Origin of the sequence: Hydrogenophaga sp. OTU3427 (assembly GCF_038440225.1) — a bacterium.
GTDB lineage: Bacteria > Pseudomonadota > Gammaproteobacteria > Burkholderiales > Burkholderiaceae_C > Hydrogenophaga.
This window is the reverse complement of sequence record NZ_JASATI010000011.1, coordinates 1-26,647: the sequence shown is the minus strand read 5'-3', so window position 1 is coordinate 26,647 and position 26,647 is coordinate 1. Positions and strand designations below refer to the sequence as shown.

Here is a 26,647-nt window from a genome sequence, read left to right as displayed (position 1 = left end):
CTTGTCACATCTTTTGCGGCGCGCTCACGCCGAGCACGGCCAAGCCATTGTGCAGCACCTGCGCGGTGGCCGCGACCAGCGCCAGGCGCGCGCGTTTGACGGCCTCCTCCACCACCAGGATGCGCTCGGCGTCGTAGTAGCTGTGGTAGCTGGCCGCCAGCTCGCGCAGGTAGAAGGTCACGTCGTGGGGCGCGAAGTCGGTGGCGGCGGCGCTCAGCATCTCGGGGTACTTGGCCAGTTGCAGCAGCAGGGCCTGGGCTTGCGGGCCGGTGAGGGCCGAGAGGTCGGTGTCCCGCAGCGTGGCCACATCACCGCCCCACGACGCCAGCACCGAGCAGATGCGCGCATGCGCGTACTGCACGTAGTACACCGGGTTGTCGTTGTTCTTCTGGACCGCCAGGTCGACGTCGAAGGTGTATTCGGTGTCGGGCTTGCGGCTGAGCAGGAAGAAGCGCACCGCGTCCTTGGAGGTCCACTCGATCAGGTCGCGCAGCGTCACGTAGCTGCCGGCGCGCTTGGAGATCTTGACCTCCTCGCCGCCGCGCATCACGCGCACCATGGTGTGCAGCACGTAGTCGGGGTAGCCTTGGGGGATGCCCACGCCCGCGGCCTGCAGGCCGGCGCGCACGCGGGCGATGGTGCCGTGGTGGTCCGTGCCCTGGATGTTGATGACCTTGGTGAAGCCACGTTCCCATTTGGCGATGTGGTAGGCCACGTCGGGCACGAAGTAGGTGTAGGAGCCGTCGCCCTTGCGCATGACGCGGTCCTTGTCGTCGCCGTAGTCGGTTGACTTCAGCCACAACGCGCCGTCCAACTCGTAGGTCTTGCCGGCCTCGCGCAGCTTCTGCACGGTGGCGTCCACCTTGCCGCTGGTGTAGAGGCTGGATTCCAGGTAGTACTGGTCAAACTTGACCGAGAAGGCCTGCAGGTCCAGGTCTTGCTCGTGGCGCAGGTAGGCCACGGCGAACAGGCGGATGTCGTCCAGCGCGTCCACGTCGCCGCTGGCGGTGAAGGCGCGGTCGTCCGAATGCACGGTCTTTTTGGCAAGGTAGTCGGCCGCGATATCACCGATGTAGTCGCCGTTGTAGGCCACCTCGGGCCATTCGGCGTCGCCCGGCTTGAAGCCCTTGGCGCGCAGCTGGGTGGACGTGGCCAGGGTGTTGATCTGCACACCGGCGTCGTTGTAATAGAACTCGCGGTGCACGTCCCAGCCCTGGGTCTCGAACAGGTTGCAGATCGCGTCGCCCAGGGCGGCCTGGCGGCCGTGGCCCACGTGCAGCGGACCGGTCGGGTTGGCCGAGACGAACTCCACCAGCACACGTTCGCCGCGCGCCGGCTGCTGGCCAAAGCTTGCGCCCGCGCCCAGCACCTCGCGCACCACCTGCTGCTTGGCGGCGGCTTTGAGGCGGATGTTGATGAAGCCGGGGCCGGCGATGTCGATCGCCTCCACCCACTGCCCAAAGGCCGGCGTGGCCAGCAGCGCGTCGCGCAGCTGTTCGCCCAGCTGGCGTGGGTTGAGTTTGAGTGGCTTGGCCAGCTGCATGGCGGCCGTGCAGGCGAAATCACCGTGGGCGGCCACCTTGGGCGACTCGAAGGCCGCCTTGGCGCCGGCGCCGGGCGAGAGTTTTTCCAGCTCACCCGCGAGGGCGGCGAGCAGTTCGTTTTTGGCTTGGAGCATCGGCGGATTTTACGAGCCGGCTGTTTCAAGGGCACCACAGCGCTGTTACATGTGCTTCAAGTTTCTTGCCACCCGGCGGATTTTTGGGTGTGATGCGCGGCGGTGCCAATCCCGGCGCCAACCCCAATCAGGTGAGGAACCTTCGATGAAACTGTCTCTTGTTGCCCTGTCCCTGGCCGGTTTTGCCTTTGTGGCACAGGCCCAGACCGCCGCACCCGCCGCTGCCGCGCCTGCGGCCACGGCCCCCGCACCTGCCGCAGCCCCCGCTGCCGCGCCGGCCGCCAAGGACGCCAAACCCGCCAGGGCCCCCACCGCACAGAACAACCGAATGTCCGAATGCAGCGCCGACTTCAAGGCCACCGGCAAGGACGGCAAGGAACGCCAGGCCTTCATGAAGACCTGCCTGAGCGCCAAGGCCGCCGATGGCCGCAAGGCGCAGAACGAGAAGATGAGCCAGTGCAGCACCGAGTTCAAGGCCACCGGCAAGGAAGGCAAGGAGCGTCAGGCCTTCATGAAGACCTGTCTCAAGGGCTGATCGGCCGTCACCATTTGGGCGCGATGACCGCGCCCGGAAGGACGTCGTAGGGGGCCGCCCAGCCCGGCAGCTGGCGCAGCCGGGTCAGCCAGGCGCTGATGGCCGGGTAGCGGCCCTCGATCTCGTAGCCGCTTTCCTCCACCGGATAGAACAGGTAGCCGCAGAGCGAGATGTCGGCAATGGTGGGCGTGTCGCCCACCATGTACGCCCGCCCGGCCAGATGCTTGTCCACGATGCCGAAGGCGTTGTCCAGCCGGCCTCGCAGCCAGGCCATGACCGCGGGGTCGGGCGCCGTGGGGCCAAAGGCCTTCATGAAGCGGTAGGTGGCGAAGTAGCTGGTGAACTTGTGGTTGTCGAACAGCAGCCAGCGCAGGACCTCGAGGCGTTCGTCCTCGGACGCTCCGCCGAAGGCGCCATGCCGCTGCGCCAGGTGGGTGAGGATGGCGCCCGACTGCGTGAGCCGTCGCTTGCCATCGTCCAGCACCGGCACCTCGCCCATTTCGTTGGTGCTCTCGCGCCACTCGCCGGTGCGGGTGACGCCGTTCATGAAGTCGACGAAGCGGGCCTCCCAGGGCTGTTGCAGGGCGCGCAGGAGCAGGGCGACCTTGTAGGTGTTGCCCGATTGGCTGAAACCGTGGAGTTGGTACATGGTGGTGTCTCAGGTGATGGGGGTTCAGGGCTTGTTCTTGCGTGGCTTGTCGAACTTGCGCCAATATCCGAAGGCTTCTTCGTGGACCTCGAAGTCCAGTTCGGAGACCCGGGCCAGCAGCCGTTCCTGGGCGTCGGCCACGGCCTGGTTGTAGATGCTGGGGCCGATCTCTTCGAGGAAAAAGCCCAACAAGCCGCTCGCCGCGATGTTGCCGATCTTTTCGTCCATGTGTTCGCGGAAGTAGCGCTCGATCGAGGCCACGGCCTGGGCCCGATCCGCTTGGGTGAGTGCTATGCCCATGGCCGCGTCACAAGGCCTTGCCGTCGAAGTGGTGCACGGGAATGGTCGCCAGGTCGAGGTTCTCGACGCACCGGAGGTTGACGGCCGCCACGGCGTTGCCCTGGGGGTCCTTGCCCTCGCCAAAGGGATGGATGCCGCAGACGGTGCAAAAGTGGTGCTGGATGACGTGCTTGTTGAACATGTAGGTGCCCATCGCCGTCGCGGGCGGGGCGAGCTGGAGGCTGGCGCGGGGCACAAACCACAGCAACGAGCCCTTGCGCGAGCAGATGGAGCAATTGCAGGCGAGCGCGCTGTCGATGTCGCCGCTCACTTCGAAGCGGATGTTGCCGCAATGGCAGCTGCCGGTGTACGTGGTCATGGTGGGGCCCCTGGGTGGGTTGAGGACATGACGCGATGATGAACCAAAGTGGGCGCTTTCGCCGGCGATCAAGCCAGGTGCTTGCGCGCCGCCGCTTTCACCGCCGCCGTGAGCCGCTGGGCCGAGGGTGACTCGCGCGCCCAGTGCTGCCAGTACAGCGTCACGTCCACCGTGGCGCCGGGCAACACCTCTTCCAGCGCCGGGTGTTGCCGCAGGTGCTGCTCGGGCACCATGCCCCAGCCCAGGCCCAGGGCCAGCGCGACCTCGAAGGCATCCACCGCCGGCGCGAAGTGCCGTGGGTACTCGGGCTGGTGCAGCTCGAAATGCTGGGCCAGGAAGGCGTCCTGCAGCGCGTCCTTGCGGTTGAAGATGATGGCCGGCTGTGCCAGCAGCTTGTGCACCGACACCGCGCCCGTGGCCGTGCGGCAGCGCGCCGCGAGCTCGGGCGCCGCCACGCAGCGGTAGCGCATTACGCCCAGCGGCTCGGCAACGCAGCCGCGCATGGCTTCGGCCAGGGTGGTCACGCAGCCCATCACATCGCCACTCTTCAGCGCGTCGTGGGTGTGGTCCTGGTCATCGATCAGGATGTCCAGCAGCAAGCGGTGGCGCTGCAGCAGCGGCGCGACGCCGGGCAGGAACCAGCCCGCCACCGAGTCGGCGTTGATGGCCACACCCAGGGTCTGCCACGCGCGTTTGGCGCCGGCCTGCTGGCCCTGCAGCCCGGCCAGCAGATCGGCCTCCATGGAGCGCACCTGTTTCACGTGCGCCAGCAGCGCCTGGCCGGCGGCGGTGGCGCGCACCACCTTGCCGCGCACCAGCAGGCGCTGGCCCAGGTGTTCCTCCAGCCCGCGTATGCGCAGCGACACCGCGGCCAGTGTCAGGTGCAGGGCCTGTGCGGCCGGGCCGAAACCGCCGTGTTCGATGACGGCGGCGAGGGCGTCCAGCTGTTTGGCGTCCAGCATGCTGATTCAAGAAAAAATTGAGTAAATGGAAAACGAATCAACTCAGTTTAATTCAAGAGACAAACAGCGCACACTGCAGGCTGTGTTGAAACTTCTGTTGTCTGTAGGTGTTGCCATGGCCATCGCGCTGCCCATCCTGTCCGTCTCGCCCGCCTTCACGGCCGGCATGGTCTTGAGCCTGTCCCTCATCATGGCCATCGGCCCCCAGAATGCCCACGTGCTGCGCATGGGCCTGCAACGCCAGCACGTGTGGCTGACCATCGCCATCTGTGTCGTCACCGACGTGGCGCTGATCGCGCTGGGCGTGCTGGGCCTGGCGCAGATCGGGGGCCTGAGCGACAAGCTGCAGGGCGCGCTGGTCGGCGCGGGCGTCTTGTTCCTCGCTGTCTACGGCTGGCAGGCCTTCGTGCGGTTTCGCCACCCTGCCGCATCGGCCGGTGTGGCGGCCGGCGCGGCCCCGGTGGCCATGACGCGCCGCCAGGCCGCGGTGCAAGCGCTGGCCTTCTCGTGGCTCAACCCGCATGCCTGGCTCGACACCGCCGTGCTGATCGGCACCGCCTCGCTGGCCTACGGGCAGGGCAGCACCGTGTTTGGCCTGGGCGCCGCCACCGGCTCGCTGCTGTGGTTCGCCGGGCTGGGCCTGGCCATGTTCTGGCTGGGCCGCCGGCTCAACTCGGTGGCGGTCTGGCGCGCGCTCGACGGCCTGGTGGCCCTGATGATGTGGGGCACCGGCGGCTGGCTGCTCGCCAGCCTGTTCTGAAGGGCCGACCATGAACCCGTCCGTCACCGTTTTTGGCCCCGACTTCCCGTTCGCCTTTGACGACTGGCTGGTCCACCCCGCCGGGCTGGGCGCGCTGCCCACCGAGCGCCTGGGCACCGAGGTCGCCATCGTGGGCGCCGGCATGGCCGGCCTGACGGCCGCCTACGAACTGATGAAGCTGGGCTTGAAGCCCGTGGTGTACGAGGCCTCGCGCCTGGGCGGGCGCCTGCGCTCACAGGCCTTCGAGGGCGGGCAGGGCGTGGTCGCCGAACTGGGCGGCATGCGCTTTCCGGCCTCGTCGCGTGCCTTCTGGCACTACGTGGACCTGCTGGGCCTGCGCACACAGCCGTTTCCCAACCCCTTGACCCCGGCCGCCGGCTGCACCGTGGTCGACCTGGGCGGCCAGACCCACTGGGCGCACACGCTGGACGAGCTGCCGCCGCTGTTCCGCGAGGTGGCCGTCGCCTGGGACCAGGCGCTGGAGGCCGGCGCCGGTTTCAGCGGCCTGCAGCAGGCCTTGCGCGAGCGCGACGTGCCGCGCCTCAAGGCCTTGTGGGACCGGCTCGTGCCCCTGTGGGACGACCGCACCTTTTACGACTTCGTGGCGCAGTCGCCCGCGTTTGCGCGCTTGAGCTTCCGCCACCGCGAGGTGTTCGGCCAGGTGGGCTTTGGCACCGGCGGCTGGGATTCGGACTTTCCCAACTCCATGCTGGAGATCCTGCGGGTGGTGCTGACCGGATGCGACGAGGACCAGCACCTGATCGTCGGTGGCGTGCAGCAGGTGCCGCAGGGCCTGTGGCAACACGCGCCCGCGCAGCTGGCGCACTGGCCGGCGGGCACGTCGCTTGCCAGCCTGCACGGTGGCGCGCCGCGTGCCGGCGTCAAGGCCCTGAGGCGTGCCGCCAGCGGCCACCTCGCCGTCACCGACACCTGGGGCGACACGCGCGAATACGCGGCCGTGCTCGTCACCTGCCAGAGCTGGCTGCTCACCACCCAGATCGCCTGCGAGGAAACGCTGTTCTCGCAGCCCCTGTGGATGGCGCTGGACCGCACGCGCTACATGCAATCGTCCAAGACCTTCGTGATGGTGGACCGGCCCTTCTGGAAGGACCTGCGGGACAGTGGCCCGCAGCAAGGCTGGCCCCAGATGGGCATGACCCTGACCGACCGCCTCACGCGCGGCACCTATTTGTTCGACAACGGGCCCGACCGGCCGGCCGCCATCTGCCTGTCCTACGCGTGGATGGGCGACGCGCTCAAGATGTTGCCCCACGGCACCGAAAAACGCGTGGAACTGGCGCTGTCGGCCCTGCAGAAAATCTACCCCGACGTGGACATCCGCAGCCACATCATCGGTGACCCGATCAGCGTCTCGTGGGAGGCCGATCCCCATTTTCTCGGTGCGTTCAAGGGCGCCTTGCCCGGCCATTACCGTTACAACCACCGCATGTACGGCCACTTCATGCAAGACACGCTGCCCGCCGCCGAGCGCGGCATTTTCCTCGCGGGCGATGACGTCTCGTGGACGCCGGCCTGGGTCGAAGGCGCGGTGCAGACCGCCCTCAACGCGGTCTGGGGCATCGTGCACCACCTGGGCGGCGCCAGCCACGCCGCCAACCCCGGGCCCGGCGAGGCCTACCCGCTCATCGGCCCCGTGGCCCTGCCCGAATGAACACCGCCGCGCCCACGCAGGATCTCACGCTCGCGCTGTGGCAGACGCCTTACGCGCCCGACACGGCCACCGCCCTGGCCGCCCTCGACGCCACGGCCGCGCAGGCGGTGGCCCGGGGCGCCGACGTGCTGGTGTGCCCCGAGATGTCGCTCACCGGCTACCTGCTGGGCAGCCAGCGCATCGCCGCCCTGGCCGAACCGGTGGATGGGCCGCTGCTGCGCGCGGTGGCCGCCATCGCCCGCCGCCACGGCATCGCCATCGCCGTCGGCTGGCCGCTGGCCACGGCCACCCAGCCACACAACGCCGTCGCCTTCATCGGCGCCGACGGCACGCTGCTGCACACCTACGCCAAAACGCATTTGTTCGGCGACGCCGACCGCGCCCAGTTCACGCCCGGCCCCGTGTTGCCCTCGGTGTTTGCCTACCGAGGCTGGCGCCTGGGCCTGCTGATCTGCTTTGATGTGGAATTCCCCGAACCCGTGCGCCACCTGGCCCTGCAAGGCGCCGACGCCGTGCTGGTGCCCACCGCCAACATGATCGAATACGACGAGGTGCCCACCCTGCTGGCGCCGGCCCGCGCCTGCGAGAACCGCATGTACGTGGCCTACGCCAACGCCTGCGGGCGAGAGGGCGACACCACCTACGGCGGCTGGAGTACCGTGGCCGGGCCGCTGGGCGAGGTGCTGGCGCGCGCGGGGCGCGATGCGGCGCTCACCACCGTGACGCTGCGGGCGGTGGATCTGGCCCAGGCGCGTCTCAGCTCGCCGCTGCCGCACCGACGTACCGACCTTTACGGTAATGTCGACGGTGGGTCACCCGGCTTGTAGTTCCGGCGCAGCACCTGACCAGTGTCAATGGCGATGCTCTCGCAAGAGCCAGTGCTTGGCTGCATCTCTCCAGTGCACAACAGGTAGTGGCCGGCGGCCAGCGCCAGCTCGTAGTGGCCCACCGCATCGGACGTGGTGCGTGCCCATGGCTGGGCTGGGCTGTCCAGTGGCGCGGACGCCGCAAAAACCGCCACGCTGACCTGGGGCCGCACGTCCTCGTTGACAAGGTAGGGCATGACCACATCGGTCGCGGTAAACAGACACCCATGGACACCTTGGTTGAACGTGGGCACGGTGGCGTGACAAGCTTGGATTCTGGCCTGGGCGTCGGCCACCCGTTGGGCTTGATCCTGTTCGTAGGACAAGAGCAAACCCTGCAGCGTCTGCATGTCCTGGGTGGCAATCGCTTGTGCGCCAGCAGGCACATCGGTCAGTACGCAGGCGGCGTGGTCTTCATCCACATAGTGCCGGCGTTCGTTGCCTTGATCGACGGTCAGCACATGCACCGGCCCTTCCGGCACACAGCGGGCACGTTCCGACGGCAAGGCCGTCAGCATGGGCAGCCAGTTTTCAATGGCCACATTTGGGGTGGGTACGACGTGGTAACTGAAATAGGCCAACGGTGGGTCGCTCAGCACGCCGGCGGCATGTGAGGCAAACACCTGAAGCTGCAGGCTGGCGGAACCGCCATTCCAAACAGGGATGGACGGTGCAGCAGTGACTGGCTGCTTTCCTCCGCCACAAGCCTGGAGTAGCAAAAGGGCCATAGAAGTGATGATCGCGCCGGCCTGAAATGTTTTCATGCAAGTCTCTTTCTACTTAAACTTATTCAGTAGCCTATGCGACCAGCAAGCCGACCAATATTAATCCAGTGCAAGAATACCTTGTGCGCATCAAATGTGTAAGTGCTCATGCTGCTGGTATATTTGGCGATGTCGTATATGTCTGGGTAGCGACCCCAGTAGTTTTTTGCATAAAATGAAGCCGAGCTTTGGCGCTTTTCTTTGTATCCCCATTGTAACCAATGGTTCAGCGCGGACCGGTAAGCGGTTGCACCATAGTAGCTCTTCAAGTCCGGGTTTTTATTCAAATATTCTTTGGTGTTGAATTCGCGAGATGCGCTTCGCCCTTCGTTAATTCCCCATTGAATCCAGTGGTTGTAGGCGGCAACGTAGTTTTGACCATAAGCTGCGACTAAGTCAGGATTGGCACTTAAGTAGTATTTCGCATCAAACTCAAAGGATGCCCTAAGTCCGGCTTGAATGCCCCATTGAATCCAGTGGTTATAGAGGGCGTCGTGATTTCTGCCATAAATGGCTTTTAAATCTGGATTGAGATCAAGATATACGTCTGCATTGAAAGTGCCATTGCTGTCTGAGAGAGGCTTCTTATAGTAGGTTTGTACCGCATATATATCGCCGTCGCTCAGTTCCCCATAGTTGAGATACTCTGGATTGCAATAATGCATGATGGAGTTTATATCAAGACCTCCTATCGCTATTGCGTCACTTGGAATTTCACCTGCAACCCTGGGGCAGTAAGAATTGTTTGGATCTGGGTTGTCAGGTCGGTTCTGCTCATGAATAAAACCAAGTGTATGTCCAAACTCATGAACAGCTGTTCCCTCCACACATTGTCTATATGCCGTTGACCCTCCAGTTTTGCACACGGAAGTTCCGCCATATGCCGTGTATGAGAAGTTTAGTCGCATGCTGATGGGCTGAGTTGCAGCATATTTTCCGACATATGCATTCGACCTGACGTCTTCAATTTGAATGCGTACTGCGTTACCTTGATTTTGCGTTGGGCATTGGCCCCATCCTGCAAATATGAGTCTTGAGTTCCGACCCCACGTCCGCTCCACACTTTCTTTAACCCAACTGCGCTCGTTGATGTTGGTGCTGCCGGGATTTATCCAGCAGACATTGATAGTGAGTGTGGGCCAGATAGCGTTACTGCTGATGTATGCAAAAGGCGATATCTCACTTCCCATGCCGGGCTCGACATAGAGATTTTCTAGATCTACATCCAGTTTGTCATGGTGAGAGCCATGAGCAGAGTTGTTAGCAAATGCTGGGCTGAAGACGGTTGCTAAGACAGTCAACAACAGGGATATTAGTCTTGATTTCATTCGATGCCCCCTTTGAAAAAGAGGCATCTTATTGTGCGTCTGAATTGTTATGCAAGCTCTCAACGGTTAACATCTGTCAGGTTAACAAAAGTTATGTGTTTAAAGTGATAACCTGCTCGTCAGGGCGTTGGTATTAATGCAGCAAGAGTGAATCGGATTTGACGAACGGGCATCTGCATAAATGCGTCAGTTCGTGGCAGCTCCCACATCCAGCCGCGCGTCCTGCAGCACCAGGCGCACGAAATCCTCGGCCGACAGCGGTTGGCTGAACAGGTAGCCCTGCAGCTGGTCGCAGCCGAGGTCGCGCAGGAAGGCCATCTGTTCGCGGGTTTCGACACCTTCGGCCACGATCTCCTGGCGCAATTGCTTGCCCATGGTGACGATGGCCTGGGCGATGGCGCAGTCGTTGGGCTCGGTGGGCACGCCGACGACGAAGGAGCGGTCGATCTTGAGGGTGCTGATGGGAAAACGCTTGAGGTAGGCCAGGCTGGAGTAGCCGGTGCCGAAGTCGTCGAGGGCGATGGCCAGGCCCATGGCCACCAGCGCATTGAGGATGGGCAGCACCTGGTCGGCGCCGCGCATGACCAGGCTTTCGGTGATTTCCAGCTTGAGCTGCGAGGGGTGGACGCGGTGGCGGTTGAGCACGTGTTCGATGCGCTCGGGCAGCTTCGCATCGACCTGCCGCGCCGACAGGTTGACCGCGATCGGCGGCACCGCCACGCCGGCGTCGGCCCAGGCGCGCAGCTGGCGGCAGGCTTCCTCCAGCACCCAGTCGCCCAGTTCCTGGATCAGGCGCGTCTCCTCTGCCACCGGCACGAACTGGCCCGGCGGCATCAGCCCGTGCTGCGGGTGCTGCCAGCGGATCAGCGCCTCGGCGCCGGCGATGCGGCCGTTGCGCAGGCTGACCTTGGGCTGGTAGTACAGGCGCAGCTGGTTCTCGGCGATGGCCTGGCGCAGCTCGCTTTCGATGCGGAAGTGCTCGCTGGCGCGCTGGTTCATTTCGGTGCTGTAGAACAGGCTGGGCGTTCCTTCGCCGTCCTGGCTGCGCGCGCGCGCGGCGGCCAGCTCGGCGCAACGCAGCAGGGCGGCGGTCTCCAGCCCGTCCTCGGGGAACACCGCGATGCCGATGGTGGCGTTCAGCCGCAGCTGGTTGCCGTCGACATGGAAATTGTGGTCCAGCGTCTCCAGCAGCTTTTGCGCCACGATGGCCGCGTGCTCGCGTTTCTGGATGCTGAGCAGGCCGACCACGAACTTGTCGTTGCCTCCGCGCGCCAGCACGTCCTGGTCGCGCAACACATGGCGAAAACCCTGGCTCACCTCCACCAGCAGCGCATCGCAGGCGTCGTGACCGAGTGTGTCGTAGAGGAACTCGATGCGCTGCAGCTGCACCACCAGCAGCGCGCCGTGGTTGCGGTTGCGCTGCACGCCGGTCAGGGCCTGGCCCACCAGCTGTTGCAGCAGCGAGCGGTTGGGCAGGCCGGTGACGCTGTCGAAGTTGGCCAGGCGGTGCAGGCGGGCCTCGGTTTCCTTGTGGGCGCTGATGTCCGAGAAGATGGAGAAGGCGTGGGTGATGTGGCCTTGCCCGTCGTGCACCGCGCTGATCGAGACCGATTGCGGGAACACCTCGCCGTTCTTGCGCCGGCCCAGGATCTCGCCGTTCCACGGGTGTTCGCCGCGCATGGCGCGCTGCACCTGTTCGCGGAAGGCGACGTCGTGTTTGCCCGAGCGCAGCAGGTCGGGCGTGCGGCCGATGGCCTCGGACGCGCTGTAACCGGTGATGCGGGTGAAGGCGGTGTTGACCACCACGATGCGCTCGTTGGCGTCGGTGATGAGCACGCCGTGGTTGCTGTCTTCGATGATGCGCAGGTACAGGCGCAGCTTCTCGTCGTTGCTGAGCGATTCGCCCAGGGGTTCGAAGCGGGCCAGCATGCCCACGGTCCGGCCCTCGCCATCCTGGCGCAGGCTCAGCTGCAGGGTGGCGCGGAAGACCTCACCCGATTTCTTGCGCCGGCGCACCTCCATCAGCGCGTGTTCGCCCAGCAGCGCCTGCTCGGCCAGCGAGGCCTCGGCGCTCAGGTCGTCGTCGGCGTACAGGAACAGCATGTGCTGGCCCACCGCCTCGTCGGCGCGGTAGCCGAACAGGGTTTCGGCCGCCGGGTTCCAACCGGTGATGTAGCCCGCGCTGTCCAGCGCCACCTCGGGCGTGGCGGGCTCGGGCGTGGCCTGGGCCTGGTCGAGCGCGGATTCCAGCAGATCGAGCGCGCCCGGGTCGTTGCGGGCCTGACGCACCAGGGCCCGCCAGTGTTCGAGGTCGGCGTGTCGGGGCATGGCCTCAGTGCCCTCCCGATCCCTGGGTTTCACCCATCCACAACACGGCCTGCAGCTGCAGGCGCGTCAGCTGCGTCGGGTCCAGGTCGGTGGTGTGGGTGTCGTGGACGGGCAGGGGCAGGGCGGCGGCCAGCGGGGCCTCGGCTTGCGACACCCGCGCCAGCAGCGCGCCCAGCGCGCCTTCACCGCGAAGCAGGGCCGCGAGCAGTTCGTCGCTCAGGCCCAGCGGGCGCAGCACGTCGGGCAGAGGCTGGCCAAACAGCACGCCCAGCAGCGAAAACAGCCCGGCCATGAAGGCGCGCTCCTGGGCGGCCTTGTCGTGTCCCAGCGCTTCCGAGGCCAGCTCCAGCGTGCGGGCGCGCAGCATCACGCGCGCGGTCAGCATCGCGGCGCGAGGATCGTCGTCTCGCGCCGAAAACAGCATCAGGTGCAACCAGCGGCGCAACTGCTGGCGCCCCAGCAGCAGGATGGCCTGCGCGAAGCTGCCGATCTCACGTTGCCCGCGCAGCGCCACGCCATTGACCAGGCGCAGCAGGTGGTAGGACAGGGTGGCGTCCAGGCGCAGCTCGGCCTCGATGTCGCGCGTGTCGGCGTCGGCGTTGACCAGCTGCATCAGCTTGAGTGCCCGCGCCCGCGATGCGGCCTGCGAGGCGCCCGCGCTGGCCGGCGGCTGCTGGTACCAGGTGCCCGTCACCAGGGCGCCCGGGGCCACGCCGGTGGGCCAGCGGGTGTCGGCCTGCTGCGGCTGGCCTTCGGGCAACACCGCCACGCCGGCTGCGGTGAACGCGGTCAGGGTCTCGGGCGCCAGCGCCACGGCGGTGCTGGCGTCCAGCCACAGGCCGGGCTGCCCGCTCAGGGAAGCGAGTTCTGGCACGGCGGCCAGGGCGGCCCAGGTGGCGGGGTCGACGCTGCCCGTGGCGTGCAGCCGCAGGCCGGCTGGCCGGGCCGACGCGTTGGCCAGCCATTCCAGCTGGAGGGGGGGAGGGGTGGGCGTGGCGTGCATGGTGTGGGCCTCAGGCGGAGCGCCAGAAATCGGGCTGACCGTAATGGTGCTTGAGAAAGTCGATCCACAGCCGCACCCGCAGCGCCAGGTGTTTGCGCTGGGGAAACACGGCGTAGATGCCGTTGGGCGGCGCGGCGAAATCCTCCAGCACCGCTTGCAGCCGGCCGGCAGCGATGTCGGCCTCCACCTCCCAGGTGCTGCGCCAGGCGATGCCGTGGCCCGCCAGGCACCACTCGTGCAGCACCTGGCCGTCGGAGCAGTCCAGCGGGCCGCCGGGGCGCAGGTGCACCAGTTCCTGGCCGTTGCCCTCGCGGGGCACGGAAAAGGCCCAGCCGCGCGTCTGCGAGGCGTCGGACGACAAGGTCAGGCAATCGAAGCGCACCAGCTCCGACGGGTGCTGTGGCACGCCGTGGCGCAACAGGTAGGCGGGCGTGGCCACACACAGGCGGCGGTTGTCGGCCAGGCGCACGCTGACCAGGGCCGAATCCGGCAGGTCGCCCACGCGCACCGCGCAGTCGTAGCCCTCGGCGGCGATGTCCACCACGCGGTCGCTGAGGTTCAGGGACAGCGTCACTTCGGGGTGCTGGGCGCGAAAACGTGGCACCAGCGCCGCCACGTGCCGCCGCCCGAAGCCGGCCGGTGCCGTGATGCGCAGGTGCCCACTGGCCTTGACGCCGCCCGCGCTCACGCTGGCCTCGGCGCTGGCCAGGTCCGCCAGCAGGCGCTGGCAGTCTTCCAGGAACGCGCTGCCTTCGTGCGTGAGGCTGATGCGGCGCGTGGTGCGCACCAGCAGCTTGACGCCCAGGCGCTCTTCCAGCGCATCCAGCCGGCGCCCGATGATGGCCGGCGCCACACCCTCGGCCCGGGCCGCAGCGGTCAGGCTGCCCCGCGTGGCCACCGACACCAGGGTTTCGAGCTGCTTGAGCTTGTCCATCCGCCATTATGTGGATGAATGTAAAAAAACAGGCGCCAAGGCCGCCGTTTCGGCGCCTCTTTCGATGCATTTGACCCACAGCGGGTGCTTTTTGCGCCCGAACCATGCGCGATGCGCGAAGCACCGTCAAGGTGAAGTGCGGCATCCACCAGCCGCATTGCGCCACGAGCCTGTGTTCGTATGATGTTCAACGATATCCCCAAAATACACCATGAATATCGACGCCACGTCGTTGGTTCGGGACATGGGAATGAATGCCGGACTGCTGTCCTTCCTGGCAGCGCTCTACGGTATTGCCCACAGCAGCACACGCCACCCGGACCGCTCCGTTACACAGAGACGGCAAGCCCTGCTGCCCTGGGTGGCGGGATTGATGTTCGGTGTCACGGGCATCCTCACCATGCTTGCACCGCTGCGCCTCAGCGAGGGCGTGATCGTTGATGCCCGGCTGGTGGTGGCCGGTCTGGCCGGGGCCTACCTCACCCCCCTCGGCGCTTTGCTTTGTGCGATGGTGTTGGCGGGCTACCGGCTGGGCCTGGGTGGTATCGGCAGTGGCCCCGCCATGGTGGGCATTGTGCTGAGCACGGGGATCGGCTGGCTGTGGCAGCGATACCGGCCGCTGTTTGCCGCCCACCACAACAAGGCCCTGGGCGACGGGTTGTGGCTGGCGGGGCTGGGTCTCAGCCTGGCCGCAGGGGGCATGCTGGCGATACAAACCCTGCCGTCGGGGATTGCCCGCATGGTGACCGAGCGGACCTGGCTGGCGGTGTCACTGATCTACCCCGTCGGGGCCATCCTGCTCGGCTACCTGCTGGACAACGTGCACCAGCTGCGCCAGCGGGAGGAATCGCTGGAGCGCACGGCCGAGCAGCTCAAGACCCTGCTCGCCGAAGCCCGGCAAGCCGCCAGCGTGTTTTTCAACAGCAAAGACACCATTGCCATCCTGCAACCAGACGGCACTGTGCTGGATGTCAACCCGACGTACTGCGCCGTTCTCGGCTACACCCGGGAAGAGCTGATTGGAAAGTCGTCGGCCGTGTTGCGCGTCGACGAGGGGGGAGAGACGACCTTTCTGCGGCGGGTGGCACAAGCCCTCGAACGCGATGGGCGGTGGCATGGCGAACTGGTTCGGCGCCGCAAGAATGGCGAGGCGTTTGTGTCCGAAGTCACCATAGAAGGGGTCCTGGACCCCGATGGCACGGTGCGCAGCTGGGTTTCGGTCGGCAAAGATGTGACGGAACAACGGCGCCTGGAGCTGGCCCTGCAGCAGTTCGGCAATTACGACGCCTTGACGGGGTTGCCAAGCCGGCGCCTGTTCACCAAAGAACTCAACGCCACCTTGCGGGACAGTGGGGAGGCCAACACCATGCTGGCCCTGTGTGTCCTGGACATCGACCAGTTCAAAGGCCTCAACGACAGGTGGGGTCCGCTCATCGCGGACAGGTTTCTCCGGGTTTTTGCCCAACGTCTCAAAAAAGAGACCGGCGCCGACCACCTCATCGGTCGCATTGGCGGCGATGAATTTGCCGTCGTGCTCCCCCATTGCCCCAACGCCGACACTGCCTTGCAACGGCTGGAGAACATGCGTCAGGCGCTGGCCCAGACCGTGACCCTGGACGCCAATGAAGTGCGCCTGACATGCAGTGCGGGGGTCACTTTCTACCCCGACGACCCCGCCGACGCGGACGGCCTGCTCAGGCACGCCGACCTGGCACTCTACGCCGCCAAGGAACAGGGCAAAGACCGCACCGTCGTGTTCGACATCCAGCAAGGGCAACGCCGACAGGCGCGCAGACAATCCGCCAAACTGGTGGAAGAAGCGCTGCAACGCGGTGAGATGGAGCTGTTTTTCCAGCCCAAGATCAGGATCGCGGACGGACAGGTCATCGGTGCCGAGTCCTTGATCCGGTGGCGCCACCCCGAACGGGGACTGCTGGCGCCGGGCGCGTTTCTGGAGGACATCGCGGGTACCCCCGTGGCCAACCTGCTGGACTATTGGGTGTTGGGTGCGGCATTCCAGGCCGGGCAGACCTTGGTTTCCCAGGGCCTGCCCTTGTCCTTGAGCATCAACCTGACCGTCTCCACGCTGATCGACAGCCGCTTCCAGCTCAAGGTGGCCCAACTGCTGGAGCAACACCCCGCCTTGCCGGCCCAGTTCCTGGAGGTCGAGCTGCTGGAGACCGAAACCTTCAATGACCTGTCGGCGGTGGCCTACGTCATCCAGGGGCTGGATGCGCTGGGCATTCAATGCGCGATCGACGACTTCGGCACCGGCTACTCCTCGCTGACCTATCTGCAGCGGCTGCCCGCACAAATTGTGAAGATCGATCAGTCGTTCGTGCGGGACATGCTGGTCAACGAGCGCGACCGCACCCTGGTGCGCGGCATCGTCAGCCTGGCCCGAGCCTTCGAGCGGCAGGTGATCGCGGAAGGTGTGGAGACCATGGCGCACGCAGAAGCGCTGCGCGGCATGGGATGCGACACCCTGCAAGGTTATGGCATCGCCAGGCCGATGCCCTTGCAGGACTTGATCCCATGGGTCAGGAACTGGCAGCCGCCCCCTGAGCTGCGCCGCATTGGCCACGGCGATTGATGTGGCCGCGGACGGTGCGGGCCATCAACCCTTGCGGTTCAGCAACGCACACAACAGGATCGCGCCAAACGTGGCCGTCCCGATGCCGCCCAGCCCGGGCCCTTACAACATAGGCCTCGAGGCCATGCCTACTTCTCTCCCCACCATCTCATCCTTGCGACGGGTTTGATCGACCCTCATGGCCAATCGGGTTCCTCCCACACCGCACCACGCCGATAACTCTTCCGGCTTGAACACAGCCGCTTGCAGCGTGTGGCGACGCGGTGACGCAGATTCCATGTCGGCACGGGACATTGACGATCCCACCACAGATGCCGGATATACGGCTGCAGGTGCTCTATCCACTGGGCCCCAATCGATCAGTCCCTTGCCGTTGAGGGGGAGTCCATATACGAAGGGTTAGGCGCAACCATGCACGCTCTAGGATTACATGAGCACATCGTGCTGTGGCAGCGCCTTACCCCAGGCGAGGAGTCGGTATTTCCGAGGTATTGCTCGGTAGTATGGGTCTTGCTCGATTAGCGTTACGGCGCGTTCGCGTGACTCCACCTCGAACACCCAGAGACCGCCAACGTAGGGGCCTCCGTGGTGATTGCGCAAACCACCGGCCATGCGGATTTCCGCGCGGTGCTGCTCGAGATACGCAAGGTGAGCGGGCTCATGTGCCTCGCGCACGGGGACCATTTCGGACCCCTCCTCGAAGATGACGACAAAGCGCATTGATGTTTCCTCACGCAGTTCGCACGATTGCAACTGTGGCGTCTAACGCCTGACTTCAGCGGCTTGCGTAGCAAGTCCGCTGGAAGTAGATGTTAGGCCGCTACTCACCCGATAGCCTCATGATTTCACTCTCCGCTATTTCTCGATGAAGCTCCGACGTTTCGATGGCCAAGAATTCCTTGTACTTCTCGATAGCTTCAGCGGTTCGGCCTCCATCTTCAAGCTCAGAGGCCTCAAACATAAACCGAGTGAGCAACCTATTTGCCTCGGGATTCGGCGATGGCTCGCTAAGGTACTCACGCTTGAGGTCTGGACGTACCTCGTAGATCTTTTGTCTGATGTCGAAGATTTCCGAGAGAGCACGGCCGATGTGTTCGATGTTTCCACGAACGGGCTCAAGCTTTCCATCTCGTATTTCAGAGGCAGCTTGATCCAATAACTTCGAAGCTACTCGAAGAAGGCGATAGATTGATTCTGGTGATGCCATGACAGAGCGGCCTAACTAGAAATAGACGACCAGTCATCCTAGTGTTTATGGTCGGATAAAACGGCAACATCAACCCTCATTTATTGTTAAACACGGGGTTGGGCTTGTACCTCACCTTTTAGGCAAACCTAAAATTTTCCGGATGACAGGTCTGACGATGGCTGAGGCCAGTCCACCGAGCCCACCGCCAGCGGCGCCCAAGCTGCTGGACCGGTTGCGGGCCGATTTGCGCACGCGGCACTACAGCATTCGCACCGAGCAGGCGTATGTGGATTGGGTGCGCCGTTTTGTGTTGTTCCACCACAAGCGCCACCCGGTGGAAATGGGTGCGGCGGAGGTGGCGGCATTTCTCACGCATTTGGCGGTGGATAGGCAGGTGTCGGCGTCGACGCAGAATCAGGCCAAGTCCGCCATTTTGTATTTGTACAAATCGGTGCTGCAGATCGATTTGCCCTGGCTGGACGAAGTGGTGCAGGCCAAGACGCCGCGCCGTTTGCCGGTGGTGCTCACGCCCCACGAGGTGCGCGAGTTGCTGTTGCACATGCAGGGCACCACGGGCCTGATTGCGCAATTGCTTTACGGCACGGGCATGCGTGTGATGGAGGTGCTGCGGCTGCGCGTGAAGGATGTGGAGTTTGCCCGGCGCGAGATTGTTGTGCGCGAAGGCAAAGGCAACAAGGACCGCGTGACGGTGTTGCCTGAAAACCTGATTCGCCCACTGCAGGCCCAACTGGACCACGCGCGGGCCTTGCATGAGAAAGATGTGCAGGCCGGCCTGGGCCGGGTGTATTTGCCGTACGCACTGGCGGTGAAGTACCCGCAGGCCGACCGGACCTGGGGCTGGCAGTGGGTGTTTCCGTCACCCGTGCGGGCGCTGGATCCTCGGCCCGATGCGCGCACAGGGGAACCCATGGAGCGGCGGCACCACGTGTTCCCGGAGTCGGTGCAGCGCGCGGTGCGCGAGGCGGCGCGGCGGGCCACCATCGCCAAGCCGGTCACGCCGCACGTGCTGCGCCATTCGTTTGCCACCCACATGCTGCAGGCGGGTTACGACATCCGCACCGTGCAGGAACTGCTGGGCCATGCGGATGTGAGCACCACCATGATCTACACCCATGTGTTGAACAAGGGGGGACGCGGGGTGCTCAGCCCGCTGGATGCTTTGTAGTGTGGCGCTTCAGGCGTGCTCCGCCTCGGTGGCCCACGGTGTGATGGCGGCCAAGGTGGACGACAAGGCTTGTTTGGCCATCTCGCGGTCGTGGTCCGACTGCAGGCCGATCCAGAAATCTTCGGACACGCCGAAGAACCGTGCCAGGCGCAGCCCGGTATCCACCGATACACCTCGCGTGCCGGCCACAATTTCGCCAATGCGGCGCTGCGGCACGCCAATTTCTTTGGCCAGTCGGTATTGGGTGATGCCCATCGGCTTGAGAAATTCCTCCAACAGAATTTCGCCAGGGTGTGGGTAAGAGACTTCGCGCACGGTCATGCTCCTTCAGTGGTAGTCCACGATCTCGACGTCCTCAGCGTCCGTGCCGGACCATCGGAAGCAAACGCGGAACTGGTCGTTGATACGGATGCTGTGTTGGCCTGTGCGATCACCTGACAGTGCTTCCAGCCGGTTGGCTGGCGGGATCCGCAGATCGTTCAATGTGCTCGACCGGTTGAGCATGGCCAGCTTGCGCATGGCCACGGATTCGATGTTGACGAACCGTGCGACGCGTTCGCCCTTGAACATCGACGCGGTATCGGCGCACTTGAACGTCTTGATCGTCACGCCAAGATACTAACGCAAAGCGTTAGTATTGTCAACCGCTAGCATGAAGTTTTGGTTGAAATGGCTCACGCCTTGCGGTTCAACAGCGCATACAACAGGATCGCGCCAAACGTGGCCGTCCCGATGCCGCCCAGCGCGAAGGCGCCGAATTTCAGCGTGAAGTCGCCGGTGCCCAGGACCAGGGTGATGGCGGCGACGATGAGGTTCTTGTTGTCGGAAAAGTCGACCTTGTTCTCGACCCAGATCTTGGCGCCGGCGATCGCGATCAGGCCGAACACCACGATGGACACGCCGCCCATGACCGGCAGCGGGATGGCCTGGATGACGGCGCCGAACTTGGGGCTGAAGCCCAGCAGCACGGCCATCAGCGCGGCCACCAGGAAGACGGCGGTGGAGTAGATCTTGGTGGCGGCCATCACGCCGATGTTCTCGGCGTAGGTGGTCACGCCCGTGCCACCGGCGCTGCCGGCCACCATGGTGGCCACGCCGTCGCCCATGAAGGCGCGGCCCATGTACTGGTCCAGGTTCTTGCCGGTCATGGCGGTCACGGCCTTGATGTGGCCCAGGTTCTCGGCCACCAGGATGATGGCCACCGGCGCGATCAGCAGCATGGCGTTGCCCTGGAACACCGGCGCGCTGAAGTGGGGCAGGCCGATCCAGGCGGCGTTGGCGATGCCGGACAGGTCCATGGGCTTGCCCAGGCCCAGGCCGTTGGTGAGCACGGCGTAGGCCACGCTGGCCAGGATCAGGCCCATGAGGATCAGCAGGCGCTGCACCATGCCCTTGGTGAACACGGCCACCAGGGCCACGCTGACGAAGGTCACGGCCTGCATCCAGGCGTCGAAGTTGGTCGGCGCCATGTTCTTGATCGGGATGCCGGCCAGGTTCAGGCCGATCACCGCCACCACCGAACCGGTCACGACCGGCGGCATGAAGCGTTCGATCCAGCCCGTGCCCACCGCCTGCACGACCAGGCCGATCAGGAAGTACAGCGCGCCACAGGCGATGATGCCGCCCAGGGCCACGCCCAGGTTGGCGTTGGGGCCGGGGCCGGCGTAGCCGCTGGCCGCGATCACCACGCCAATGAAGGCAAAACTCGAGCCCAGGTAGCTGGGCACTTTGCCGCCGGTCATGAAAAAGAAGATCAGCGTGCCGATGCCGCTCATGAGCACCGCCACGTTGGGGTCGAAGCCCATCAGGATGGGCGCCAGCACGGTGGCGCCGAACATGGCGATCAGGTGCTGAACACCCATCACCGCGGTCTGTGGCCAGGGCAGGCGTTCGTCGGGGCCGATGACCCCGCCAGCCTGCAGCGAGGCGTCTGATTTTTCTTTCCAGCTGAACATGCCCATCGCGCCATCCTCGGGTTGTTGAAGGTGGCGGGATGCTAATTGAAATTGTTACTTGACGTGTGCCACCACGGCGTCCAGCACCTGCGGCGCTCTGAGCACCCGCACATGGCCCAGGCCGCTGGTTTCCAGCAGCCGCGCGCCCGGGATGGCCTGCGAAAACGCCAGGCCGTCGGCAAAGGGGTTGATGCGGTCCTCGCGGTCGTGCACCACCAGCGTGGGCACGCGCACGCGCGCGCCGCTGGACGCGGGTTCAAACTGGCGCATCAGGATGCCCTCGCGGGCCTCCACCCGGTGCTGCAGCGCCGCGCGGGTGGATTCGCCCAGCCCGAACACATGGGCGAACAGCTGGGTGTATTCGTAGGGCGAGGCGGGCGGCGCCAGCAGCACCAGGCGGGGCACGTCCAGTCCGCGGCCGGCGGCGTAGGCCAGCGCGTTGGCGGCCAGCGAGTGGGCCACCACCGCCCGCAATTCGTGCCCCTGCTGGCGCAGGCGGGCCGCCACGTAGTCGATGGCGCGGGCGAACTGGGGCAGGTTGCTGGTGGCGCCCTGGCTGCGGCCGTGCGCGGGCAGCTCCAGCAGCACCGGGCGCAGGCCACGGGCCGACACCGCCGCCGCCAGCTCGCGCAGCTGGCCGGCGTGCCCGCCCCAGCCGTGCACCAGCAGCACCACCGGGCCGTGGGGTGCGGCCGGCCGGCTGTAGAGCGTGAGGCTGGCGTCTTCGAAACCCCAGGTCTCCACCTGCCACTGCGCCGCCCAGGGGTGGCGGCGCTGCAGCCACTTGGGCGGCAGCGGGGTGAGGAACAGGCGGGTGGCGGCGCGCGCGGCCAGGGCGGGCGACAGGCGTTCGGTGGTGCCGAGCAGCCAGCGGAACCAGCGTGTGCCGGGGCTGGCCTTGTAGTAGCTGGCGGCGGTTTCCAGGGCGATGGGTGTCATGGTGTTCTCCAGGTTAATTTCGCACAATCGTGCGAAACAAGGGCAAAAAAAGAGATCAGGCTTGGTAGCTGCGGATCAGCCGCTCCCAGCTGGCTTGCGCCCGGTCGGCCGCGCGGGCATCGCGCAGGAAGCGGGTGTCGTGGATCAGCCCGATGGCCAGGCTGCTGAGTTCCCCGACCAGTTGTTCCGGGTCGGTGTCGGCTTGGAGGTGGCCGGCGTCCACGGCCTGCAGGACGGTGCGCCGCAAGGCCGCGCGCCAGCGCGTGACCTCGCCCAGCAGGTGGTCGCGCAACTCGCCCTCGCGGTCGTCCAATTCGAAGGCGCCGGCGGTGTACAGGCAGCCGGTATGTGCCTCCACCTCGCGCATGCGGACGAACCAGCGCCGCACGATCTCATTGAGCCGGGGCAGGCCCTTGGGCGCCAACATGGCGGGCACGAACACCTCGGCAATGAAGCGCCGGCCGTATTCCTCGATCACCGCCTTCTGCAAGGCCTCGCGCGAGCCCACCCGCGAGAACACGCCGCTCTTGGACAGGCCGATGCGGTCGGCCACCGCCTGCAGCGTGATGGCCTCCAGGCCTTCGGCGGCGGCGAGGTCCAGCGCCGCGCCGACGATGGCGGCGCGGGTGAGTTCGCTTTTCTGGGTACGGGCGTCCATGGTTTGCAATTTAGCACGATTGTGCGAAATTGTCCAGAACCCCTGGTTCATGGGGATTCGATGCCCGAGGACGCGCCAGCGACGCCTGGGGGAAACCCTGTGACGCAGGTGACGCGCAAGCGCTTGTGGTGGCACTACGCTATCGCCCATGTCCGTGACACCCCCCTTCATTCCACGCCTGCGGCTGTACCGGCAGTGGCTGGCCGAACACCGTGGCCAGCACTTCGACAGCTTTGATGCGCTCTGGCGCTGGTCGACCACCGACCTGCCGGGTTTTTGGCAGAGCATCTGGGATTACTTCGAGATGCACTCGCCCACACCCCACGGCGCCGTGCTGACCGGAGGGCCCATGCCCCACGTGCAATGGTTCCCGGGCGCCCAGGTGAACTACGCGCGCCAGGTGCTGCGCCACGTGGACGCCGCCCACGCCGCCGGCATGCCGGCCATCATCAGCGAGGACGAGCAGGGCCGCGTGCGCGAGCTGGCCTGGCCCGAGCTGCGCCGCCAGGTGGCCTCGCTGGCCCTTTGCCTGCGCGAACTGGGCGTTGGGCGCGGCGACCGCGTGGCCGCCTACCTGCCCAACGTGCCGGAGACCATGGTGGCTTTCCTGGCCTGCGCCAGCATCGGGGCCATCTGGAGCGTCTGCGCGCCCGACATGGGCACCGCCGCCGTGCTCGACCGTTTCCAGCAGATCGCCCCCAAGGCCCTGATCGCCACCGATGGCGTGTACTACGCTGGCAAGGCCATGGACCGCGGTGCCGTGGTGCAAGCGCTGCGCACCGCCCTGACCAGCCTGGAGCAGGTGGTGGTGCTGCGCAGCCCACACGCAGCCGAGCGGGTGCCGCGCGCGCACGATTTCGACACCCTGACCGCGCGCGACAACGCCGCGGTGGCCGCCTTCGAGCCCGAGTGGCTGCCCTTCGACCACCCGCTGTGGGTGGTCTATTCCAGCGGCACCACCGGCCTGCCCAAGCCCATCGTGCACGGGCACGGCGGCATCCTCATGACGCTGCTGGCCCTCAAGTGCCTGCACAACGATGTCGGTCCCAGCTACATGCCCAACAGCTGGGGCGAGCGCTTCCACTGGTACAGCTCCACCGGCTGGGTGATGTGGAACGCCCAGCTCGGCGGCCTGGCCGGCGGCACCACCATCTGCCTGTTCGACGGCAGCCCCGGCGGCGCCAAGGACGCGCCGGACTGGACCGCGTTGTGGCGCTTCGCCGCCCGCCACCGGGTCACCTTTTTCGGTGCCGGCGCCGCCTTTTTCACCAACAACATGAAAGCCGGGCTGGACCTGCCGGCCCTGCACGCGGCGGGGCATGACCTGTCGCGCATCCGCGCGCTGGGCTGCACCGGCTCGCCCCTGCCCGAGGAGGTGCAGCGCTGGGGCACCGGACAATTTGAAGCCATCGACACGCCTGACATCTGGTGGTGCAACATCTCCGGCGGGACCGACTTTTGCGGCGCTTTCATCGGTGGGAACCGTGAACTGCCCCAGGTCCCCGGCCAGATGCAGTGCCGCCTGCTGGGTTGTGCCGTCGAAGCCTGGAACGAGCAAGGCCAGCCCGTCGTCGGCGAGGTCGGTGAACTTGTCTGCACCCAGCCGATTCCTTCGATGCCGCTGTACTTCTGGGGCGACGAGGGCAACCAGCGTTATCTGTCGAGCTACTTCGACATGTACCCCGGCGTCTGGCGTCACGGCGACTGGCTCAGGATCGGCACCGACGGCGGCTGCGTGATCTACGGCCGCAGCGACGCCACCATCAACCGCCACGGCCTGCGCATGGGCACGAGCGAAATCTACAACGCGGTCGAGGCCCTGCCCGAGGTGCTGGACAGCATGGTGGTGGACCTGGAGTACCTCGGCCGCGACAGCGACATGCCGCTGTTCGTGGTGCTGCGTCCGGGTGTGGCGCTGGACGATACGTTGAAGGCGCGCATCAACGACGCCATCAAGACCGCGTTGTCGCCGCGCTTCGTGCCCAACAGCATCCACCAGGTGCCCGAGATCCCGCGCACCCTCTCGGGCAAGAAGCAGGAGCTGCCGATCAAGAAGCTCCTGCTGGGCCAGCCCATCGACAAGGTGGTCAACCGCGACGCCATGGCCAACGCGGCCTGCCTGGACTGGTACGTGGCCTTTGCCGCCACGCGCCAGGCCTGATCAGTTCGCGACGGTGAAGCGCCGGCTCCGGTGGGCCGGGCGCTCGATCTCGTCGACGATGGCCACCGCCAGGTCGGCCACCGAGATGCCGGCCGGGGCCTCGCCATGGCCGGGCAGCAGCTGGTCGCCGCCCGTGCGGTACTGGCCGCTGCGCTCGCCGGGCGCCAGGGCGATGGGCGGCGAGATCAGGGTCCAGTCCAGGCCCTGTTCGCCGCGCAGCCGGGTCAGCAGGTCGCGCGCCGCCAGCGCGCCCTGTTTCCACTCGGCCGGAAATTCGGGGCTGTCCACCAGTTGCACGCCCGGCGCCACCTCCAGGCTGCCGGCACCGCCCACGGCCAGCAGGCGCGGCGCGCCCGCCGTGCGCAGGCCGGCGATGATGGCCTCGTAGCCAGCGGTGAACAGGCGGTAGATGTCGGCCTCGCCCCAGCCCGGGTTGTAGGCGCTGAGCACCACGTCCTGGCCGGCCACGGCGTTCGCCACCTGGGCGGCGTCCGACACGTCGGCCGCCACCACGCGCAGCCCCGGCCGCGCCGGGTACTTGGCGGGTTGCCGCGCCAGGGCGGTCACGGCGTGGCCGCGCGCCAGCAGTTCGTCCAGCAGCGCGCTGCCCACAAAACCCGTTCCCCCGATCAATGCCACGTTCATGAAAAGCTCCTTGTGTGAAGGTTGAAGATGGGGGATAGTTTGATTTTTTAATGAATAACGCGGTAGATGGCAGAAAACGCCTTCTGTTTGTAGAAAAACTAATGAATCAAAGCCACTGGAGTGAGCAGCTCAAGCGCATGGCCTGGTTTGCCGAGATCGTCGAGGCGGGTTCCATCAGCGCCGCCGCGCGGCGGCTGGGCAGCACGCCCTCGGCCCTGAGCCAGCAGCTGCGCCTGCTGGAGCAGGCGCTGGGGCTGTCGCTGCTGCACCGGTCCACCCGCGCGCTGACCCTGACCGAGGCGGGCGAACGCTACTACCCCGCCTGCGCGGCCATGGTGGCGCAGGCGCGCGACGCGCATCAGGCGCTGGAGCGGCTGCGCGACGAACCCGAGGGCGAGCTGCGCCTGGCCGCGCCCATCGGCTTTGGCCCGTTGCTGGCTCGGGCCTTGGAGCCGTTGCGCCGCCACCCCCGCTTGCGCCTGCACCTGCTGCTGGACGACACCCCGATCGACCTGCTGGCCGCGCGGGTCGATCTGGCGCTGCGCGCCGGGCCGCTGACCGACTCCAGCCTGATCGCGCGCCCGCTGGGTGAGCTGCCGCGCCGCCTGTGCGCCGCCCCGGCCTACCTGGACCAACATGGCTGGCCCGCGCACCCGCGCGATCTGGCCGCCCACGACTGGCTGGGCCTGCCACCCCGCAGCGGCAGCGCCGAGGTGCTGCATTTCGCCGGTCCGCAGGGCACGCGCGAAAGCCTGCGGCTGGAGGCGCGGGTGCTGTCCACCCAGGTCACGGCCTTGCAGGCCCTGGCCGAGGCCGGCTGGGGCCTGTTCGTGGCCGTGGCCGACGACGCCCGCCGCGCGCTGGCCGACGGGCGGCTGGTGCCGGTGCTGCCCGGCTGGTCGCTCGAACCGGTGCCGGTGTGGGCCATCACGCCGCGGCGTGACGAGCTGCCCGCCAAGGTCCGCCATGCGCTGGCCGCGCTGCAGGCGCATTTCCAGGTGGTGCCCGGGGGGGGGGGGGGGGGGGGGGGGGGGGGGGGGGGGGGCGGGGGGGGGGGGGGGGGGGGGGGGGGGGGGGGGGGGGCGGGGGGGCGGGGGGGGGGGGGGGGGCGGGGGGCGGGGGGGCCCCCCCCAGGCCCGTGGTGGCGGTGCCGGCCATCAGCACAGCTTGGGTGAAATCACGAC

At 66.2% G+C, this 26,647-nt stretch carries 26 protein-coding genes; 8 read left to right on the top strand and 18 right to left on the bottom strand.

Annotated features, from left to right (window positions below; all coding sequences use genetic code 11):
* Positions 1-4 precede the first annotated feature (4 nt).
* Positions 5-1,678 (bottom strand): arginine--tRNA ligase, encoded by a 1,674-nt coding sequence (argS, locus tag AAHB17_RS08840; protein WP_342130173.1) that lies wholly within the window; start codon positions 1,676-1,678, stop codon positions 5-7.
* 145 nt (positions 1,679-1,823) lie between these two features.
* Here argS and AAHB17_RS08835 point away from each other — a divergent pair, with 145 nt between their 5' ends.
* Positions 1,824-2,213, top strand: a complete 390-nt coding sequence (locus AAHB17_RS08835) for a PsiF family protein (RefSeq protein ID WP_342130172.1) — start codon at positions 1,824-1,826, stop codon at positions 2,211-2,213.
* Positions 2,214-2,220: 7 nt separating this feature from the next.
* Here the strand turns inward: AAHB17_RS08835 and AAHB17_RS08830 are convergent, their stop codons facing one another.
* From AAHB17_RS08830 to argP, 4 genes are all read right to left on the bottom strand, one after another.
* Positions 2,221-2,862 (bottom strand): glutathione S-transferase family protein, encoded by a 642-nt coding sequence (locus AAHB17_RS08830; protein WP_342130171.1) that lies wholly within the window; start codon positions 2,860-2,862, stop codon positions 2,221-2,223.
* A gap of 24 nt (positions 2,863-2,886) precedes the next feature.
* Positions 2,887-3,162, bottom strand: coding sequence for a DUF2164 domain-containing protein (locus tag AAHB17_RS08825; protein WP_342130170.1), 276 nt, complete (start codon positions 3,160-3,162; stop codon positions 2,887-2,889).
* Between the two features lie 7 nt (positions 3,163-3,169).
* Positions 3,170-3,520 carry a GFA family protein gene (locus tag AAHB17_RS08820; RefSeq protein WP_342130169.1) on the bottom strand — a complete coding sequence of 117 codons (351 nt, stop codon included), beginning with the start codon at positions 3,518-3,520 and terminating at the stop codon, positions 3,170-3,172.
* A gap of 68 nt (positions 3,521-3,588) precedes the next feature.
* Complete coding sequence (argP, locus tag AAHB17_RS08815; protein WP_342130168.1) at positions 3,589-4,482, bottom strand: HTH-type transcriptional regulator ArgP; 894 nt, start codon at positions 4,480-4,482, stop codon at positions 3,589-3,591.
* Positions 4,483-4,597: 115 nt separating this feature from the next.
* On the opposite strand from argP, the gene AAHB17_RS08810 reads away from it, so the two are divergent.
* Genes AAHB17_RS08810 through AAHB17_RS08800 form a run of 3 tightly spaced genes read left to right on the top strand, consistent with a single transcriptional unit; the run spans position 4,598 to position 7,741 of the window.
* Positions 4,598-5,242, top strand: coding sequence for a LysE/ArgO family amino acid transporter (locus AAHB17_RS08810; RefSeq protein ID WP_342130167.1), 645 nt, complete (start codon positions 4,598-4,600; stop codon positions 5,240-5,242).
* A 10-nt stretch (positions 5,243-5,252) separates the two neighbouring features.
* A complete protein-coding gene (locus tag AAHB17_RS08805; protein ID WP_342130166.1) occupies positions 5,253-6,914 on the top strand; it encodes a flavin monoamine oxidase family protein in 1,662 nt (553 codons plus the stop codon).
* Complete coding sequence (locus tag AAHB17_RS08800; protein ID WP_342130165.1) at positions 6,911-7,741, top strand: carbon-nitrogen hydrolase family protein; 831 nt, start codon at positions 6,911-6,913, stop codon at positions 7,739-7,741. The genes AAHB17_RS08805 and AAHB17_RS08800 overlap by 4 nt, the downstream gene beginning before the upstream one ends.
* On the opposite strand, the gene AAHB17_RS08795 is transcribed toward AAHB17_RS08800, so the two are convergent.
* The 5 genes from AAHB17_RS08795 to AAHB17_RS08775 all read right to left on the bottom strand — a co-directional run bounded on the left by AAHB17_RS08795 (position 7,705) and on the right by AAHB17_RS08775 (position 14,137).
* On the bottom strand, positions 7,705-8,544 hold the full coding sequence (locus AAHB17_RS08795) for a hypothetical protein (protein ID WP_342130164.1): 840 nt from the start codon (positions 8,542-8,544) through the stop codon (positions 7,705-7,707). The two genes, AAHB17_RS08800 and AAHB17_RS08795, sit on opposite strands and share 37 nt — an antisense overlap.
* 26 nt (positions 8,545-8,570) lie before the next feature.
* Entirely contained in the window at positions 8,571-9,872 is a 1,302-nt protein-coding gene (locus tag AAHB17_RS08790) for a M12 family metallopeptidase (RefSeq protein ID WP_342130163.1), read from the bottom strand.
* Between the two features lie 186 nt (positions 9,873-10,058).
* Positions 10,059-12,200: a putative bifunctional diguanylate cyclase/phosphodiesterase gene (locus AAHB17_RS08785; RefSeq protein ID WP_342130162.1), complete on the bottom strand. Its 2,142-nt coding sequence runs from the start codon at positions 12,198-12,200 to the stop codon at positions 10,059-10,061.
* Between the two features lie 4 nt (positions 12,201-12,204).
* A complete protein-coding gene (locus AAHB17_RS08780) occupies positions 12,205-13,203 on the bottom strand; it encodes an EAL and HDOD domain-containing protein (protein WP_342130161.1) in 999 nt (332 codons plus the stop codon).
* Positions 13,204-13,213: 10 nt separating this feature from the next.
* Positions 13,214-14,137: a LysR family transcriptional regulator gene (locus tag AAHB17_RS08775; protein ID WP_342130160.1), complete on the bottom strand. Its 924-nt coding sequence runs from the start codon at positions 14,135-14,137 to the stop codon at positions 13,214-13,216.
* 211 nt (positions 14,138-14,348) lie between these two features.
* On the opposite strand from AAHB17_RS08775, the gene AAHB17_RS08770 reads away from it, so the two are divergent.
* On the top strand, positions 14,349-16,730 hold the full coding sequence (locus tag AAHB17_RS08770; protein WP_342130159.1) for an EAL domain-containing protein: 2,382 nt from the start codon (positions 14,349-14,351) through the stop codon (positions 16,728-16,730).
* Positions 16,731-17,156: 426 nt separating this feature from the next.
* Here the strand turns inward: AAHB17_RS08770 and AAHB17_RS08765 are convergent, their stop codons facing one another.
* A complete protein-coding gene (locus AAHB17_RS08765) occupies positions 17,157-17,450 on the bottom strand; it encodes a YciI family protein (protein ID WP_342130157.1) in 294 nt (97 codons plus the stop codon).
* Positions 17,451-17,550: 100 nt separating this feature from the next.
* Positions 17,551-17,937, bottom strand: coding sequence for a hypothetical protein (locus AAHB17_RS08760; RefSeq protein WP_342130156.1), 387 nt, complete (start codon positions 17,935-17,937; stop codon positions 17,551-17,553).
* A gap of 157 nt (positions 17,938-18,094) precedes the next feature.
* Here AAHB17_RS08760 and AAHB17_RS08755 point away from each other — a divergent pair, with 157 nt between their 5' ends.
* Positions 18,095-19,105, top strand: coding sequence for an integron integrase (locus AAHB17_RS08755; RefSeq protein ID WP_342130155.1), 1,011 nt, complete (start codon positions 18,095-18,097; stop codon positions 19,103-19,105).
* 9 nt (positions 19,106-19,114) lie between these two features.
* On the opposite strand, the gene AAHB17_RS08750 is transcribed toward AAHB17_RS08755, so the two are convergent.
* The 5 genes from AAHB17_RS08750 to AAHB17_RS08730 all read right to left on the bottom strand — a co-directional run bounded on the left by AAHB17_RS08750 (position 19,115) and on the right by AAHB17_RS08730 (position 22,657).
* A complete protein-coding gene (locus tag AAHB17_RS08750; RefSeq protein WP_342130154.1) occupies positions 19,115-19,426 on the bottom strand; it encodes a HigA family addiction module antitoxin in 312 nt (103 codons plus the stop codon).
* Positions 19,427-19,432: 6 nt separating this feature from the next.
* Positions 19,433-19,714 carry a type II toxin-antitoxin system RelE/ParE family toxin gene (locus AAHB17_RS08745; protein WP_342130153.1) on the bottom strand — a complete coding sequence of 94 codons (282 nt, stop codon included), beginning with the start codon at positions 19,712-19,714 and terminating at the stop codon, positions 19,433-19,435.
* A gap of 65 nt (positions 19,715-19,779) precedes the next feature.
* Positions 19,780-21,066 (bottom strand): solute carrier family 23 protein, encoded by a 1,287-nt coding sequence (locus tag AAHB17_RS08740; RefSeq protein ID WP_342130152.1) that lies wholly within the window; start codon positions 21,064-21,066, stop codon positions 19,780-19,782.
* Between the two features lie 48 nt (positions 21,067-21,114).
* Positions 21,115-21,999 carry an alpha/beta hydrolase gene (locus AAHB17_RS08735; RefSeq protein ID WP_342130151.1) on the bottom strand — a complete coding sequence of 295 codons (885 nt, stop codon included), beginning with the start codon at positions 21,997-21,999 and terminating at the stop codon, positions 21,115-21,117.
* A gap of 55 nt (positions 22,000-22,054) precedes the next feature.
* Entirely contained in the window at positions 22,055-22,657 is a 603-nt protein-coding gene (locus tag AAHB17_RS08730; protein ID WP_342130150.1) for a TetR/AcrR family transcriptional regulator, read from the bottom strand.
* A gap of 148 nt (positions 22,658-22,805) precedes the next feature.
* On the opposite strand from AAHB17_RS08730, the gene AAHB17_RS08725 reads away from it, so the two are divergent.
* Positions 22,806-24,818 (top strand): acetoacetate--CoA ligase, encoded by a 2,013-nt coding sequence (locus tag AAHB17_RS08725; protein ID WP_342130149.1) that lies wholly within the window; start codon positions 22,806-22,808, stop codon positions 24,816-24,818.
* On the opposite strand, the gene AAHB17_RS08720 is transcribed toward AAHB17_RS08725, so the two are convergent.
* Positions 24,819-25,463, bottom strand: coding sequence for an NAD(P)-dependent oxidoreductase (locus AAHB17_RS08720; protein WP_342130148.1), 645 nt, complete (start codon positions 25,461-25,463; stop codon positions 24,819-24,821). It lies immediately after the preceding gene.
* A gap of 101 nt (positions 25,464-25,564) precedes the next feature.
* Here AAHB17_RS08720 and AAHB17_RS08715 point away from each other — a divergent pair, with 101 nt between their 5' ends.
* Positions 25,565-26,638, top strand: a complete 1,074-nt coding sequence (locus AAHB17_RS08715) for a LysR family transcriptional regulator (RefSeq protein ID WP_342130147.1) — start codon at positions 25,565-25,567, stop codon at positions 26,636-26,638.
* The last annotated feature ends 9 nt before the right edge of the window (positions 26,639-26,647 follow it).

Coding starts and splice junctions, on each gene's coding strand:
- argS (WP_342130173.1), bottom strand. CDS start 1,678: ATGCTCCAAGCCAAAAACGAACTGCTCGCCGCCCTCGCGGGTGAGCTG.
- AAHB17_RS08835 (WP_342130172.1), top strand. CDS start 1,824: ATGAAACTGTCTCTTGTTGCCCTGTCCCTGGCCGGTTTTGCCTTTGTG.
- AAHB17_RS08830 (WP_342130171.1), bottom strand. CDS start 2,862: ATGTACCAACTCCACGGTTTCAGCCAATCGGGCAACACCTACAAGGTC.
- AAHB17_RS08825 (WP_342130170.1), bottom strand. CDS start 3,162: ATGGGCATAGCACTCACCCAAGCGGATCGGGCCCAGGCCGTGGCCTCG.
- AAHB17_RS08820 (WP_342130169.1), bottom strand. CDS start 3,520: ATGACCACGTACACCGGCAGCTGCCATTGCGGCAACATCCGCTTCGAA.
- argP (WP_342130168.1), bottom strand. CDS start 4,482: ATGCTGGACGCCAAACAGCTGGACGCCCTCGCCGCCGTCATCGAACAC.
- AAHB17_RS08810 (WP_342130167.1), top strand. CDS start 4,598: ATGGCCATCGCGCTGCCCATCCTGTCCGTCTCGCCCGCCTTCACGGCC.
- AAHB17_RS08805 (WP_342130166.1), top strand. CDS start 5,253: ATGAACCCGTCCGTCACCGTTTTTGGCCCCGACTTCCCGTTCGCCTTT.
- AAHB17_RS08800 (WP_342130165.1), top strand. CDS start 6,911: ATGAACACCGCCGCGCCCACGCAGGATCTCACGCTCGCGCTGTGGCAG.
- AAHB17_RS08795 (WP_342130164.1), bottom strand. CDS start 8,544: ATGAAAACATTTCAGGCCGGCGCGATCATCACTTCTATGGCCCTTTTG.
- AAHB17_RS08790 (WP_342130163.1), bottom strand. CDS start 9,872: ATGAAATCAAGACTAATATCCCTGTTGTTGACTGTCTTAGCAACCGTC.
- AAHB17_RS08785 (WP_342130162.1), bottom strand. CDS start 12,200: ATGCCCCGACACGCCGACCTCGAACACTGGCGGGCCCTGGTGCGTCAG.
- AAHB17_RS08780 (WP_342130161.1), bottom strand. CDS start 13,203: ATGCACGCCACGCCCACCCCTCCCCCCCTCCAGCTGGAATGGCTGGCC.
- AAHB17_RS08775 (WP_342130160.1), bottom strand. CDS start 14,137: ATGGACAAGCTCAAGCAGCTCGAAACCCTGGTGTCGGTGGCCACGCGG.
- AAHB17_RS08770 (WP_342130159.1), top strand. CDS start 14,349: ATGAATATCGACGCCACGTCGTTGGTTCGGGACATGGGAATGAATGCC.
- AAHB17_RS08765 (WP_342130157.1), bottom strand. CDS start 17,450: ATGCGCTTTGTCGTCATCTTCGAGGAGGGGTCCGAAATGGTCCCCGTG.
- AAHB17_RS08760 (WP_342130156.1), bottom strand. CDS start 17,937: ATGGCATCACCAGAATCAATCTATCGCCTTCTTCGAGTAGCTTCGAAG.
- AAHB17_RS08755 (WP_342130155.1), top strand. CDS start 18,095: ATGGCTGAGGCCAGTCCACCGAGCCCACCGCCAGCGGCGCCCAAGCTG.
- AAHB17_RS08750 (WP_342130154.1), bottom strand. CDS start 19,426: ATGACCGTGCGCGAAGTCTCTTACCCACACCCTGGCGAAATTCTGTTG.
- AAHB17_RS08740 (WP_342130152.1), bottom strand. CDS start 21,066: ATGGGCATGTTCAGCTGGAAAGAAAAATCAGACGCCTCGCTGCAGGCT.
- AAHB17_RS08735 (WP_342130151.1), bottom strand. CDS start 21,999: ATGACACCCATCGCCCTGGAAACCGCCGCCAGCTACTACAAGGCCAGC.
- AAHB17_RS08730 (WP_342130150.1), bottom strand. CDS start 22,657: ATGGACGCCCGTACCCAGAAAAGCGAACTCACCCGCGCCGCCATCGTC.
- AAHB17_RS08725 (WP_342130149.1), top strand. CDS start 22,806: ATGTCCGTGACACCCCCCTTCATTCCACGCCTGCGGCTGTACCGGCAG.
- AAHB17_RS08720 (WP_342130148.1), bottom strand. CDS start 25,463: ATGAACGTGGCATTGATCGGGGGAACGGGTTTTGTGGGCAGCGCGCTG.
- AAHB17_RS08715 (WP_342130147.1), top strand. CDS start 25,565: ATGAATCAAAGCCACTGGAGTGAGCAGCTCAAGCGCATGGCCTGGTTT.